Below are 14,807 nucleotides of genomic sequence, written 5' to 3' on the forward strand. Positions count from 1 at the left end.
GGTTGCGGCGTGGGGATGGTCATCGCCAGCACCCGGCGCTGCGGCCGATGCGCCCGCCTCCGTGGCAGTGGCGCCGTCCGGCCCGCTGGCGATGACCATCCCCACGCCGCAACCGGCGGCCACCTCCCCTGGCGGCGGCCTGCTGCAATCGTTGTTCGCGCTGATATTCGTCGTGGCCTTGATGCTCGGCGCGGCCTGGCTGATGAAGCGTTTCGGCCCCAGGAACTTCGGCGGCGGCAACAGCAACGTCAAGCTGGTCGGCGCGCTCAGCGTCGGCGCGCGCGAGCGCATCCTGGTGGTGGAAGTGGGCGAACAATGGATCGTGGTGGGCGCCTCGCCCGGCCGCATGAACGCGCTGGCCACCATGCCGCGCCAGGAAAGCAGCGAACCGGCCGCCACCGCCGCGCTGCCGACCGCCAACTTCGCCGAGTGGTTCAAACAAACGATCGAAAAACGCAATGGCAAATAAGCAGGCCGGCCTCACCCCGGCCACGGCCGTCAAATCCCTGTTGATGCTGGCCGCGCTGGCCCTGCCGCTCGCGGCCGGCGCCGATTCGAGCATCGGCATCCCGGCCTTCAACGCCACCCCGGCGCCGGGCGGCGGCACCAGCTACACGCTGCCGATCCAGACCATGCTGCTGATGACGGCGCTGACCTTCATCCCGGCCGCGCTGCTGTTGATGACCAGCTTCACCCGCATCATCATCGTGCTGTCGCTGCTGCGCCAGGCGCTGGGCACGCAGTCGGCGCCGCCCAACCAGGTGATGGTCGGGCTGGCATTGTTCCTGACGCTGTTCGTCATGGGCCCCACCTTCGACAAGATCTACACCGAGGCCTACCTGCCGCTGCAGGAAAACAAGATCAACATGAGCGTGGCGATGGACAAGGGCGCGGCGCCGCTGAAAACTTTCATGATGAAGCAAACCCGGCAGGCCGACCTGGCCTTGTTCGTGAAACTGTCGCGCAGCCCCGCGCTGCAGGGGCCGGAAGACGTGCCGCTGCGCATCCTGGTGCCGGCCTTCGTCACCAGCGAGCTCAAAACCGCGTTCCAGATCGGCTTCGCCATCTTCATTCCATTTCTGATTATCGACATGGTGGTCGCCTCTGTCTTAATGTCGATGGGCATGATGATGATGTCGCCGGCGGTGATCTCGCTGCCGTTCAAGCTGATGCTGTTCGTGCTGGTGGACGGCTGGCAGTTGCTGCTGGGCTCGCTGGCCCAGAGCTTTTACTAGGAGCGTGCCATGACACCCGAAAGCGTGATGACGATGGGCCGCCACGCGATGGAGGTGACGCTGATGATCGCCGCCCCCATGCTGCTGGTGGCGCTGATCATCGGCCTGGTGGTCAGCATCTTCCAGGCCGCCACCCAGATCAACGAGGCGACCCTGTCCTTCATCCCCAAGCTGGTCGGCATCTTCGTGGCGCTGGTGGTGGCCGGCCCGTGGATGCTGGCGGTCATGCTCGACTACATGCGCGAGATCTTCGGCGGCATCCCCGGCCTGGTCGGCTAGACACTTTGCCAATATGTAACAATTTACGATTCGCTAAGAAGTTGTTTTAAAATAAGAAGGTTGATGCTCGGTGGAAATAAATAGGGAAAACGCCTCATGATTTCGTTCTCCACTGCCGATATCAATCTGTGGATCGCCGGTTTGCTGTGGCCGCTGACCCGCATCCTGGGCTTGCTGGCGGCGTCTCCGCTGTTCGGCAACTCCAGCGTGCCGGCCAGCGTCAAGATCAGCCTGGGCGTGTTGCTGGCCATGGTGGTGGCGCCGGCCGTGCCGCCGCTGCCGGCCGCCGACCCGACCTCGCTGGCCGGCCTGCTGATCGTGCTGCAGGAGCTGCTGGTCGGGCTGGCGATGGGTTTCAGCATCCGCATCGTGTTCGCGGCGGTGGAGATGGCGGGAGAAATCTCCAGTTTGACCATGGGCCTGGGGTTCGCGACGTTTTTCGACCCCAACACCCAGGGCCGCTCGTCGGCGATCAGCCAGTTCCTGGCGCTGGTGGCGACCATGACGTTTTTGGCCGTCAACGCCCACCTGGTGCTGCTGTCGGCGCTGGTGGAGAGCTTTTACACGCTGCCGGTGTCGGCCTCGCCGGTGTACGGGGGCGGGTTCAAGCAGCTGGCCGACTGGGGCGGCAAGATTTTCAGCACCGGTGTGCAGCTGTCGCTGCCCATCGTGGCGGCTTTACTGATTACCAACGTCGCGCTGGGCATCCTGACACGCGCGGCGCCGCAACTGAATTTGTTTGGGATCGGATTTCCGATCACCTTAGGTGTAGGTTTGCTGGTCATCGCCACGACGCTCCCGTACTTGGCGACGCCCGTGCAAAACCTGTTTTTGGATGGCATAGAACGCGCGCGGCTGATGCCGCGGACGTGGTCGCAGCGCCCCCCGACGGCTCCGCCGGCAAGCTTGCCGGTTCGACCTCCCGGGCCGCGGCCATAGCGAAATTCAATAGCCAGCCAGTGATTTTTGGTTTCCATGAGGCAATTATGCGCGTATCATGGAAGCTCCCCGGGAGAACAATGCAATGACTTCGATCGTTACCAGTTTCACAACCGACCAGATCATCAGTCTCACGACTGCGCAGATCGGCCTGTTCACGACCGAAGACATGCAGGCGCTCAGCTCCGACCAGGTCGGCGTGATGAGCTCGGCCCAGGTGCGCGCCATCAGCACGCTGCAACTGAACTTCCTGACCACCGACGGCCTGGCCGGCCTGTCCACCGACAACGTCCCCACCCTGACCCAGCAGCAGGTCGGTGCGCTCAACAGCAACCTGATCGCCGCCCTCAGCACCAACCAGATGGTGGCCCTGAGCACCCGCGAGATGCAGGCGCTGAGCAGCCGCCAGCTCAACCTGCTGAACTCGGACCAGGTCGCCGCGCTGGAAACGGTGGACCTGCGCGCGCTGTCGACCCTCCAGCTGGGCGCGCTCGGCTCGGACCAGGTCGCCAGCCTCACCAGCGACCAGCTCGGTTCGCTGGCCACCCAGCAGCTGCGCGCCCTCAGCACCAGCGCCGTGCAGGCAATCGGCACCGACCAGGTGCACTCGCTGGCCATCGCCATGCTGGCGCAGCTGACCACCAGCCAGCTCAACGCCCTGACGCAAAACCAGCTGGCCGCCATCACCACCGACCAGATCGCCGGCCTGAGCTCGCTGCAGGTGAGCCTGCTGGCGACCGCCTCGCTGGCCAGCCTCGGCAGCGAGCAGGTGGGCGCGCTGGAGACCCGCGACTTGATCGGCCTGAGCAGTGGCCAGGTGGCCGCGCTGGGCGCGCTGCAACTGGCCGGCCTGAACAGCGACCAGCTGCACGCGCTGCGCAGCAACGAGATCGCCGCGCTCACCACCGACCAGCTGCCGCTGCTGGGCACCGAACAGATCAACGCGCTGAGCTCGCTGGCACCGCTCAACTCCGCCCAGGTCGGCGCGCTGACCACCGACCAGGTCGCGGCGCTGACCACCCGCACCATCGCCGCGCTCAGCAGCGCCCAGCTGGCCGCGCTCACCGCCGGCCAGGTGCAGGTGCTGGGCAGCGACCAGATCATCGCGCTGTCGACCGCCCAGGTGGCGGCCCTGAGCAGCGCCGTGCTGGCCGCGCTGACCACCGGCCAGATGCTGTTCATTGAAACGCGCGACATCGGCGCGCTGACCTCGGCGCAGGTCCGCGCGCTTGGCAGCGACCAGCTGGCGGTGCTCACCACCGACCAGATCGCCGCGCTGAGCACGGCCGACGAGGCCGCCCTGCTGCCCGAGCAGCTGGCCGCGCTGGGCACCGACCAGCTCAACGCGCTGCGCAGCGTGGCCCCGCTGAGCACGCTGCAAATCCAGGCGCTCACCACCGACCAGGTCGCCGGCCTGGACAGCAAGGCCACCGTCGGCCTCAGCAGCGTGCAACTGGCCGCGCTGACGGTCGACCAGGTGCGGGCGCTGGGCAGCGACCAGATCATCGAGATGACGGCGCTCCAGTACGCCAACCTGAGCAGCAATATGCTCAACGCCCTCACCGCCACCCAGCTCGGCCTGATCGAGACGCGCGACATCGCCGCGCTGCGCGCCGCGCAGATCGCCCACCTGGCGACCGACCAGCTGGTGGTGCTGCTGAGCGACCAGTTCGTCGCCCTCAGCAGCAGCGCCATCGGCGCCCTCAGCACCGACCAGATCAGCGTGCTGACCACCGAGCAGCTGAACGCGCTGTCGACGCTGGCCGGCCTGTCGGGCAACCAGATCGCCTCCTTCACCACCGCGCAGCTGAGTTCGCTGTCGCTGCACAACCTGGGCACGCTGGCCAGCGGCCAGCTGCGGGTGCTGAACTCGGACCAGATCCAGTCGCTGACCACCGACCAGATCATCGCGCTGAGCGCGGCCCAGTTCCGCGGCCTGAGCTCGGCCGCCATCGCCGCCCTGAGCACCGAGCAGGTGGCCGCCATCGAGACCGCCGACCTGGCCGGCCTCAACACCCAGCAGATCAACAAGCTGGGCACGGCCCAGGTCGCCGCGCTGAGCACCGACCAGATGTTCGCGCTGACCTCGGCCGAGACCGCCGCGCTGGCCACCGACCAGGTGCAGGCGCTAAACAGCGCCCAGATCGACGCGCTGCGCTTCCTGACCGCGCTGACCACGCGCCAGATCCGCGCGCTCACCACCGACCAGATCGGCAACATCACCACCGCCGACCTGTCCAGCCTGACCACCCGCCAGTTCACCGGCTTCACCAGCGACCAGCTGCAAGCCTTGAACAGCGACCAGATCGTCGCGCTGAACTCGGCCCAGCTGGTGGCGCTGAGCACCAGCGCCATGGCGGTGCTGTCGACCGCCGCCATCGCCGCCATCGAGACACGCGACATCCGCGCGCTGCGCACCGCCCAGATCGCCCAGCTGAGCACCAACCAGATCATGGCGCTGACCACCGGCCAGCTGGCCGCGTTCACCACCGGCGAGATCCGCGCGCTGACGTCGGACCAGCTGTCCGTGCTCACCAGCGACCAGATCGTCGCGCTGTCGACGCTGGGCCCGCTGCTGACCAAACAGATCGCCGGCCTGACCACCGACCAGATCATGCAGCTGACCACGGCCGACTTCGCCGCGCTGCAGACCAACCAGCTGGCCGCCTTCAACACCGACCAGGCCGCCGCGATCAGCAGCGACCAGGTGGTGGCGATGTCGACCGCGCAGGTGCGCGCGCTCAGCGCGGCCGCCATCGCCGCGCTTGGCACCGACCGCATCGCAGCGCTGCGCAACGCCGACCTGGTCGCGCTGAGCACGCGCCAGGTGGCCGCGCTCACCACCAACCAGCTGGCCGCGCTGAGCACGCAGCAGCTGCGCGTGCTCACCACCGCCGAGATCGCCGCGCTGACGCTGGGCCAGATCGCCGGCCTGAGCAACGGCCAGCTCGACGCCCTGGCCACGCTGGGCGCGCTGACCACCGCCCAGGTCGCCGCCCTCAGCAGCGACCAGCTGGCCGCGCTGAACCTGCCCGACCTGCGCTCGCTGAGCTCGAAACAGATCCACGCCCTCAACACCGACCAGCTGGTGGCGCTGACCGTCGGCCAGATCGCCGGCATGACCACGGCCCAGCTGCGCGGCATCGCCGCCGGCGACATCGGCGCGCTCACCACCGACCAGATCGTCGCGCTGACCAACACCGAGCTGGCCTCGCTGAGCACCAGGCAGCTGGTCGGCCTGAACACCGCCCAGATCGTCGCGCTGACCCTGGGCCAGGTGGCCGCCCTGACCACGCAGGAGATCGCCGCGCTCACCACCGACCAGAAGGCCGTGCTGAGCAGCGACCAGATCGCCGCGCTGAGCTCGCTGGCCAGCTTCACGCCGGCCGCCATCGCCGCCCTCACGACCGACCAGATCGCCTCGCTGCCGCCTGCCATCCTGGCCGGCCTGACCACGCGCCAGATCGCCGCGCTGACCACCGACCAGATCGGCGTGCTGACCACCGACGAACTGGCGGCGCTGTCGACCGCCCAGTTCCGCGCCCTCACCACCGACCAGATCGGCGCGCTGACCTCGGCCCAGGTGCCGTCCCTGCCGCTGGCCGACGTGCGCGCGCTGTCGACCCGCCAGGTGGCGGCGCTGACCACCAGCCAGCTGAGCCAGCTGACGCCGGCGCAGTTCGGCGCGCTCAGCACGGTCGACATCGCCAACCTCAGCACGCAGCAGATCGCCGCGCTGTCGCTGGCCCAGGTGGCCAGCTTCGCCTCGCTGGCGCCGCTCACCAGCAAGCAGATCGCCGCGCTCACCACCAGCCAGATCGCCAGCCTGGCGCTGGCCAAGATCGCCACGCTCAAGACCAGCCAGATCGCCGGCCTGACCAGCCTGCAGGTGGGCGCGCTCACCACCGACCAGATCGTCGCGCTGAGCACGGCCCAGGTGCGCAGCCTAAACGCCGCCACGCTGGCCGCGCTGTCGTCCGAGCAGGTGGCCGCGATCGAGGCGGTCGACATCGCCGCGCTCGGCACCAACCAGATCACCGCGCTGTCGAGCGACCAGATGGCGGCGCTGACCGCCGGCCAGTTCGCCGCGCTCAGCACCCGCACGCTGGCCAGCCTGACCACCGACCAGGTGGCCAGCCTGCTGCTGGCCCAGATCGCCAGCCTGGCCTCGCTGGCGCCGCTGACCACCAACCAGGTCGGCGCGCTCACCACCGACCAGATCGTCAGTCTCGGCCTGGCCCAGATCGCCACGCTGGGCAGCCGCCAGCTCAACGCGCTGGCCAGCGCCCAGCTGCAGGCGCTCACCGCCGCCCAGATCGTCGCGCTGGAGACCGCGCAAATCCGCGGCCTGAGCGCGGCCACGCTGAACACGCTCTCCACCGACCAGATCGCCGCGATCGAACTGGTCGACATCGCCGCGCTGCGCACCGCCCAGGTGGCCGCGCTGAACACCACCCAGGTGGCCGCGCTCACGCTGGCCCAGCTCGGGTCCTTCACGTCGCAGGAGATCGCCGCGCTGACCACCGTCCAGCTGGGCGCGCTCACCACCGACCAGTTCGCCGCGCTGGGCAGCCTGGCCGGCCTCAACACGCGCCAGATCAGCGGCCTGTCGAGCGACCAGATCATCGCGCTGACGCCGGCCCAGGTGGCCGCGCTCAAGACCTCGCAGATCGCCGCCCTGAGCAGCACCCAGATCCGCTACCTCACCAGCGACCAGATCCCCGTGCTCACCACGGCCCAGGTGCGGGCGCTGTCGGCCGCCGTGATCGCCGCGCTGACCACCGCCCAGATCGTCGAGCTGAGCGGGCCGGACCTGGCCGCGCTCAAGACCAGCCAGCTGATGGCCCTGACCAGCGACCAGCTGGGCGCGCTGTCGCTGACCCAGTACGGCACCCTGATCAGCAGCGAAGTGGCCGCGCTGACCACCAGCCAGCTGAGCTACCTGACCAGCGACCAGATCGCCGCGCTGGCCAACCTGGCGGTGCTGACCACCGCCCAGATCAGCAGCCTGACCACCGGCCAGCTGGCCACGCTGTCGGTGCCGCGCTTCGTCTCGCTGACCACGCGCCAGCTGGGCGCGCTGGGCAGCCGCCAGGTGGCGGGCATCAACACCGACCAGATCATGGCGCTGTCGACCGCGCAGATCCGCGCCCTCAACACCAGCCTGCTGGCCGCGCTCAACAGCGAACAGCTCGACGCCATCCAGGCGCAGGACTTCGGCGCCCTGACCACCAGCCAGCTGCGTTCGCTGACCACGGCGCAGATGCAGGCGCTGCTGACCGACCAGCTGCACGCGCTGAGCTCGGCCGGCATCGCCGCCTTCACCCAGTCCCAGCTGGCCGCGCTCAGCAACGCCCAGGCCGCCGCGCTGGGCAACCTGGCCGACTACTCGACGCTGCAGATCGCCGCCATGTCGACCAGCCGCATCGCCGGCCTGTCGCTGCTGGACATCGACCTGCTGAGCACGCGCCAGATCGGCGCCCTGTCGTCGACCCAGGTGTCGGTGCTCAGCAGCGACCAGATCATCGAGCTCAGCGGCGCCCAGGTGGGCGCGCTCAGCGCCGCCGCGCTGGCCGGCCTGAGCACCGAGCAAATCACCTACATCGAGGCGGGCGACATCGCCGCGCTCAAGTCGGCCCAGCTGCAGGCGCTCTCCAGCGACCAGCTGCAGGCCCTCACCAGCGACCAGGTCGGCGCGCTGACCACGCGCGAGGTGGCCTCGTTCAAGGCCAGCCAGATCCCCTTGCTGACCGCCAGCCAGCTGGCCAACCTGGCCGGCATCGCCGGCCTGAGCTCGGCGCAGATCCGCGCGCTGGGCTCCAACCAGCTCGCCGCGCTGCTGCCGGACCAGATCGCCGCGCTGCGCACCGCCCAGATCGCCGCGCTGAGCAACACCCAGATCGTCTACCTCAACAGCGACCAGATCATCGCGCTGACCACCGCCGACATGCTGGCGCTCAACACGCGCAGCCTGGCCGCGCTGACCGCGGCCCAGATCGTCGCGATCGAGCTGGCCGACATCGCCGCGCTGCGCTCGGCCCAGCTGTCGTCGCTGACCACCGACCAGCTGGCCGCGCTGACCACCGACCAGGTCGCCGTGCTGGGCAGCAACGCCATCAACGGCCTGACCGTCAACCAGGTGCGCGCGCTCACCACCGACCAGATCGTCAACCTGACGGGCGGGCAGCTGGCCGCCCTGTCGACCCGGGCCATCGCCACGCTCAACTCCGACCAGTTCGCCGCGATCGAAGTGGGCGACCTGGCCGCGCTGCGCACCCAGCAGATCCGCGCGCTGACCTCCAGCGAGCTGATCAACATGACCACCAACCAGCTGACCGCGCTCAGCACCGCGCAGATCGCCGCGCTGAGCACCGCCCAGCTGAACTACCTGACGCCGGACCAGTTCCTGCTGCTCGGCTCGCTCGGCTCGCTCAACACCAACCAGGTGTCGACGCTGACCACCGACCGCATCCAGGCGCTCACCGACGACCAGCTCGGCGCGCTGAGCACCGCCCAGCTGACCGCGCTGACCAGCCGCCAGCTGCAAGCGTTCAACACCCACCAGATCCAGCAGCTGTCGGTGGCGCAATGGCGCGCGCTGAGCACCTCGGCGCTGCGCGGCCTGTACAGCGACCAGATCACCGCGATCGAGGTGGAGGACCTGGCGGGCCTGAAGACCAGCCAGATCGCCTCGCTGAGCACGCTGCAGATCGCGCAGCTCACCCTCGACCAGTTCGGCGCGCTCACCACGGCCGAGGTGGCCTCGCTGACCGCGGCCCAGGCCAAGGCGCTGACCACCGACCAGCTCAACGGCCTGGCCACGCTGGCCGGCCTGACCACGCTGCAGGTCAGCGCGCTGACCACCGACCAGGTGGTCGCCCTCAACGGCGACCACATGGCGACGCTGCGCACCGCGCAGATCGCCGCGCTGACCAAGAACCAGCTGCAAGCGTTCACCACCGACCAGGTGGTCAACCTGAGCACCGCGCAGGTGCGCGCGCTGAGCGTGGCCGCGCTGGCCGGCCTGAGCACCGACCAGATCCAGCTCATCTCGCTGGACGACATCCCCGCGCTCAGCAGCATGCAGCTGAACGCGCTGACCAAGGCCCAGTTCACGGCGCTGACGCTGGGCCAGATCGGCAGCCTCGCGACCCAGCAGATCGCCTCGCTGAGCCCGGCCGACATCACCGCCCTGAGCACCCAGCAGATCAACACGCTGAGCACGCTGGGCGTGCTCAACGCCGGCCAGGTGGCGGCGCTGACCTCCGACCAGCTGGGCGGCATCGACGTCGACCACTTCGCCACCTTGCGCTCGGCGCAGATCGCCGCGTTCACGCTGCGGCAGATGGCGCTGCTGACCACCGACCAGCTGGGCGCGCTGAGCACGCAGCAGGCGCGCGGCCTGAACATGACCATCCTGGGCACCGACCAGATCGCCGCGCTGAACGTCGACGCGGTGGCCGCGCTCACCACGGCGCAGCTGCAAACGCTCAAGACCAGCCAGATCAGCGCCCTCACCGGCGCCCAGTTCGCCGCGCTGTCGACCCGTTCGCTGGCCTCGCTGGCGGTGACGCAAATCCGCGGCCTGAGCACCGACCAGCTGGCCGCGCTCGGATCGCTGAGCGCCTTCACCGCCAACCAGATCACCGGCTTCAGCTCCGACCAGATCGTCGGCCTGTCGGCCGACATGATCAACAGCCTGCGCACCGCGCAGATCGCCGCGTTCGGATCGACCCAGTCGCTGGGCCTGACCACCACGCAGATCTCCTCGCTCGACCCGAGCCTGGTGGCGTCGCTGTCGGTGACGGCGATCAACGCGCTGAGCGCCGACCAGGTCCACGCGCTCGACGGCAACGACATCGTGGCGCTGAAGACCGCGCAGCTGTCGGGCCTGAGCGCGACCACCATCACCAACTTCTCGCTCGACCAGGTGGCCGCGTTCTCGACCGCGCAGATCCGCTCGTTCAAAAGCACGCAGATCAAGGCCTTCACGCTGGAGCAGATCGCCGCCCTGACGGTGGGCGAGATCTCCGCGCTGGCCTCGACCCAGGTGTGCGCGCTGACCGCCGAGCAGCGCGCCGCGCTCACCGCCGAGCAACTGGCGGTGCTGCCGGCCGGCAGCCCGGTGATCCTCGACCTGAACGGCGACGGCATCGCCACGCTGGGCATCGAGGCCGGCGTCAAGTTCGACCTGTACGCCGACGGCGAGCGCATCAACACAGGCTGGGTCGGCCGCGGCGACGGCCTGCTCGCGCTGGACCGCAACCACGACGGCCAGATCAACGACGGTAGCGAGCTGTTCGGCACCGCCACCCATCTGGCCGGCGGCGGCAAGGCCAGCGACGGCTTCGCCGCGCTGGGCGACCTGGACAGCAACCACGACGGCGTGGTCGACAGCAAGGACGCGCAATTCGGCGACCTGCGGGTCTGGATCGACGCCAACGCGGACGGCGTCAGCCAGGACGGCGAGCTCAAGACATTGAACGCGCTGGGCATCGCCAGCCTGACGGTCCAGGCCGACAAGGTGAGCGAGCTCGACAACAACAACTGGATCGGCCGGCGCTCCAGCTACACCGGCACCGACGGCGTGGCGCACCAGGCGGCCGACGTCTGGTTCCTGGCCAGCCGCGCCGCGCAAACCAGCGCGCTGACGCAAGCGATCGGCAGCTACGGCCAGCAAGCGGCCGCGATCGACAGCGGCGGCGGACAGCTGACGCAACCGTCCGCGCCCGGCCTGGCCGGCAATGTTGCCGCGCTCACCGAGCAGCTCAAGCAATACGACGCCACCACCAGCCTGAGCGGCAGCGCAACGGCCGGCGAGCAAGACTGGTTCCGCAAGCCCAACACCGCAACCGGCCTGCTAGCCGCCAAATAAAATGGGGGCAAGTCCGACATTCGGACACTAAAATTGGGGTCAAGTCTGGCATTCGGACACGAGCTCAGCTGTAGCGCCCTGCTAAAGCTGAGCTCGTGTCCGAATGCCAGACTTGACCCCAAAGTTGTAGCGCGATGCTACGGTAGAGCACGTGTCCGAATGTCAGACTTGACCCCAGAATTGGCGCAAAAAAAAAGCCCTGAGCGCGCAAGCGTCAGGGCTTTTTTTGGGGCCGCGCTGCGGCGGCGGGATCACGTGATGTAATTGAACAGCGATAGCCCCGCCAGGCTCTTGAACGATTTCTGCGCCGCGTCCAGCGTGGTCTGCTGCTGCGTGAACAGCGAGATCGCCTTCACCGTGTCGACGTCCTGCAAGTCCGACAGCGTGGTGGCGTATTGCAGATTCAAATCGTCGCCGGAACTGTCCAGGTAGTCCAGCTCCTTCAGCCGCGACCCCACCTCCGACTGGATCGACAGCAGATTGTCGGTGGCGTTGTCGATGTTCATGTGCGCCTGGTTCAGCTTGTTGTTCAGGCTGGCCTGCCCCGCCGCGCCGTCGCCCGGCGCGCGCAGCGCGGCGATCAGGTCGGTCACGGTGGTGAAGACCGATTGCTTGGTGCTCGGCTGCACCGTGAAGTTGTCGAGGTCGGCCGGGTCGCCCTTGACGTCGAACTGCACGCCGTCGAAGGTGATGTTCTGCCCGCTGACATAGGGCTGCGGCACGGCCGGCACCGGCGCCGGCGGCACCGGCTGGTTCAGCGTCAGGTCGGTGACGGTGTAGGTGGTCACCTTGGGCGTGCCCGGCGTGGCCGGCACCACCTGGAAATCCACCTGGTACTTGTGGCCGGTCAGCTGGGTCGCGTCCTTGACCGAGCCGGCGCTGATGATGCCCGAGCCGCCGCGCGTGAAGTTGGCCGGATCGGCAGTGGTGACGAAGGTGCCGTTGCCGGTCGCGTTGTTCTCGAACACCGACTCGCCGGAATCGCTGATCGGCAGCTTGCGGGTCGAGCCCACCTGCAGCTCGCGCTGGCCCTGGTCGCCCTGGTAGGCGGCGCCGGTGGCGGTCTGGGTGAACGGCAGGGTGGTCGACTTGTAGCCGGAGAACACATAGCCGCCCGTGCCGTCGGCGGTGTTGGCCTGGCCCAGCAGATCGGCCAGACGCCCCTCCAGCTCGGTCGCCAGCGACTCGCGGTCCTTCTGCGTCATGCTGCCGTTGCCGGCGTTGACGGTCAGCGTCTTGATGTCCTGCAGGATCGAGGTCGAGCTGGCCAGCGCCACCGTCTCCAGCGACAGCGTGCCCTTGGCGTTGGAACGGTTGGTCACCAGCTGGGTGTTGATCGACTGCGACTGCGTCACTTCCAGCGCGCGCGCGGTGGCGATCGGATCGTCGGCCGCGGTCAGGTTCTTGCGGTTGGTCGCCAGCTGCTGCTGGGTGCGGGCCAGCGCGCTCTGCAGCGTGCCGATCTGCCCGACGCCGACGTCGTAGATCGTCTTGGAACTGATGCGCATGGTCATGATAATTACCTAATGTTGAGCAGGACATCAAACAGCGTGCTGGCGACCTGCATGACTTTGCCGCTGGCCTGGTACGCCTGTTGATAGCGTAACAGATTTGCCGCCTCCTCATCCAGGTTCACCCCGGACACGCTCTGCTGCTGCGTGGTGGCCTGGGCCACGGCGGCGTCCGCGGCCGAGCCGCTGATCTGCGCCTCGCGCGCCTTGTTGCCGACGAAGTTGACCATCTGCGCGTAGGTGGTCTGGTAGGTGGCGTTGCCGTTGTCGAGGATGTTCTTGGTCTGCAGCCCGGCCAGCAAGGCGCCGTTGCGGCTGTCGCCCACGCCGCTGACGTTGGGGCCGACGGTGAACGTGTCCAGGTCGGCCGGCGTGCCGCTGATGTTGAAGTTGATGCCGCCGAAGCTGATCGCCGCGCCCGGCGTGTACGGCACGCTCGGCGTGCCGGCCGGATACACCGTGGCCACGCCGTTGACCGTCACCGTCACGTCCTGCGCCGGCGGGAAGCCCGACAGCGATCCGCTGGCCTTGTCGTAGGTCAGCGTGACCGGCGCGGCCAGCGCGTTGCCCGGCGTCAGGTAGGCGGGATCGACCGTGCCGGCGCTGATCTTGGCGTTGCCGGCGTTGGCGGTCGGCGCGGCGGTGGCGATCGGCGCCGCCAGCGCGATCTTGGTGCGGTCGGTGATGGCCACCTTGAAGTCGTTCGCCGCGTTGTAGGTCGGCCGCACCAGGAAGTTGTCCTTGGCCTGCGGCGCGCCGGTGATCGTGTAGTCGACGCCGTCGATGGTTTGCGGCACCGTCTGCGGGAAAGGGTTGATCTGCGTGATCTGGCCGTCGCTCAGGCGGGTGACGTTGAAATTGGTGCCGTCGAAGTCCACGCTGTAGTCGCTGGCGGTGAGCTTGCTGGCGTCGGTGACCACCGCGCTCACCGTGGCCGTGCTGGCCTGCGAGTTGTGGCTGTTGACGCCGACATAGGCGTTGATCGGCCCGAAGAACGGCGTGCCCAGCGCGCCGTTCTGGTCCTGGCCCAGCACGTGCTGGGCATTGAAGCTGACCGCCAGCCCGGCCGCCACCTGGCCCAGCGAGTTTTGCGCGCGGTCCATGGTGCCGTCGCGAAACGAGATCAGGCCGCCCAGCTGGCCGCCGGTCAGCACGCTGTCCGGCAAGGCGCTGAAGGCGCCGCTGGGCGACTGGTAGCCCACCGTCACGCGGCTGACATCGGTCGGCGAGGTGGAGGTCGCCAATTGAAAGGCGGTGTTGCCCACCACCAGCGGCTGGCCGGTGCCGAACTCCACCGTCAGCGTGTTGTTGTCGCCGGGGATGACGGTGGTCTTGACCAGCTTGTTCAGCTCGGTCAGCATCTGGTCGCGGTGGTCCAGCAGGTCGTTGGGCGCCTTGCCGTCCACGCTCAGGCCGGCGATGGTGTTGTTCAGGGCGGCGATTTCCTTGGCGAAGGAATTGATCTCGCCGACATTGGATGTGATCTGGCTGTTGACGCCGGAGGCGATCTCGGTCAGCCGCGCGCTCAAGCCCTGGAAGCGCCCGGCCAGCGAATTGGCGCTCGACAGCATCGCCTGGCGCGACGCGGCCGAGGCCGGGTTCGAGGTGGCGTCCTGCACGCCGTTGAAGAAGTCCTGCAGCGCCGGCGACAGGCCGGCGGTGGGATCGGCCAGCAGGTTGTCGACCTGGCTGATCTGCTTGGTGTAGGCGTCCAGCGAGGCCTGGCTGGACTCGGCGTTGCGCAGCTGCACCGCGAGGAAATTGTCGTAGTAGCGGCGCACGGCCGACACCTCGGTGCCGCTGCCGACGAAGCCGAAGCCCTGGTCCTGGGTCGCCGTGTCGGACTGGATGGCGGCCTGGCGGCTGTACCCGGCAACACCAGCGTTGGTGATGTTGTTGCCGGTGGTCGACAGACCTACCTGGGCCGCCAACAAACCGCTTTTGCCGATGCTGAGAAGTGACATGATG

The 14,807-nt window shown here is 68.3% G+C and carries 7 protein-coding genes; 5 read left to right on the forward strand and 2 right to left on the reverse strand.

Annotation, left to right across the window (positions count from 1 at the left end; translation table 11 throughout):
• The 5 genes from fliO to GTP90_RS06695 form a co-directional block, all read left to right on the forward strand.
• On the forward strand, positions 1-469 hold a 469-nt coding region (gene fliO, locus GTP90_RS06675; RefSeq protein WP_161082765.1), incomplete at its 5' end, for a flagellar biosynthetic protein FliO.
• Positions 459-1,235 carry a flagellar type III secretion system pore protein FliP gene (gene fliP, locus GTP90_RS06680; RefSeq protein WP_161082766.1) on the forward strand — a complete coding sequence of 259 codons (777 nt, stop codon included), beginning with the start codon at positions 459-461 and terminating at the stop codon, positions 1,233-1,235. The genes fliO and fliP, both read left to right, overlap by 11 nt.
• Positions 1,236-1,244: 9 nt before the next feature.
• Positions 1,245-1,514 carry a flagellar biosynthesis protein FliQ gene (fliQ, locus tag GTP90_RS06685; RefSeq protein WP_117011636.1) on the forward strand — a complete coding sequence of 90 codons (270 nt, stop codon included), beginning with the start codon at positions 1,245-1,247 and terminating at the stop codon, positions 1,512-1,514.
• Between the two features lie 96 nt (positions 1,515-1,610).
• Positions 1,611-2,453, forward strand: a complete 843-nt coding sequence (fliR, locus tag GTP90_RS06690) for a flagellar biosynthetic protein FliR (RefSeq protein WP_161082767.1) — start codon at positions 1,611-1,613, stop codon at positions 2,451-2,453.
• 85 nt (positions 2,454-2,538) lie between these two features.
• Positions 2,539-11,328 carry a beta strand repeat-containing protein gene (locus GTP90_RS06695; protein WP_161082768.1) on the forward strand — a complete coding sequence of 2,930 codons (8,790 nt, stop codon included), beginning with the start codon at positions 2,539-2,541 and terminating at the stop codon, positions 11,326-11,328.
• A gap of 251 nt (positions 11,329-11,579) precedes the next feature.
• On the opposite strand, the gene flgL is transcribed toward GTP90_RS06695, so the two are convergent.
• Together flgL and flgK are read right to left on the reverse strand one after the other, a co-directional pair.
• The gene (flgL, locus tag GTP90_RS06700) at positions 11,580-12,842 is read right to left on the reverse strand and encodes a flagellar hook-associated protein FlgL (RefSeq protein ID WP_161082769.1); all 1,263 of its coding nucleotides are present in this window, start codon (positions 12,840-12,842) and stop codon (positions 11,580-11,582) included.
• A 5-nt stretch (positions 12,843-12,847) separates the two neighbouring features.
• Positions 12,848-14,803 carry a flagellar hook-associated protein FlgK gene (flgK, locus tag GTP90_RS06705; protein WP_161082770.1) on the reverse strand — a complete coding sequence of 652 codons (1,956 nt, stop codon included), beginning with the start codon at positions 14,801-14,803 and terminating at the stop codon, positions 12,848-12,850.
• Positions 14,804-14,807: the final 4 nt, after the last annotated feature.

Origin of the sequence: Duganella vulcania, from assembly GCF_009857655.1 — a bacterium.
Taxonomy (GTDB): Bacteria; Pseudomonadota; Gammaproteobacteria; order Burkholderiales; family Burkholderiaceae_D; genus Rugamonas; species Rugamonas vulcania.

Excerpts from the sequence above, each read along its gene's own strand:
- fliP (WP_161082766.1), top strand. The coding sequence starts at position 459 with ATGGCAAATAAGCAGGCCGGCCTCACCCCGGCCACGGCCGTCAAATCC.
- fliQ (WP_117011636.1), top strand. The coding sequence starts at position 1,245 with ATGACACCCGAAAGCGTGATGACGATGGGCCGCCACGCGATGGAGGTG.
- fliR (WP_161082767.1), top strand. The coding sequence starts at position 1,611 with ATGATTTCGTTCTCCACTGCCGATATCAATCTGTGGATCGCCGGTTTG.
- GTP90_RS06695 (WP_161082768.1), top strand. The coding sequence starts at position 2,539 with ATGACTTCGATCGTTACCAGTTTCACAACCGACCAGATCATCAGTCTC.
- flgL (WP_161082769.1), bottom strand. The coding sequence starts at position 12,842 with ATGACCATGCGCATCAGTTCCAAGACGATCTACGACGTCGGCGTCGGG.
- flgK (WP_161082770.1), bottom strand. The coding sequence starts at position 14,803 with ATGTCACTTCTCAGCATCGGCAAAAGCGGTTTGTTGGCGGCCCAGGTA.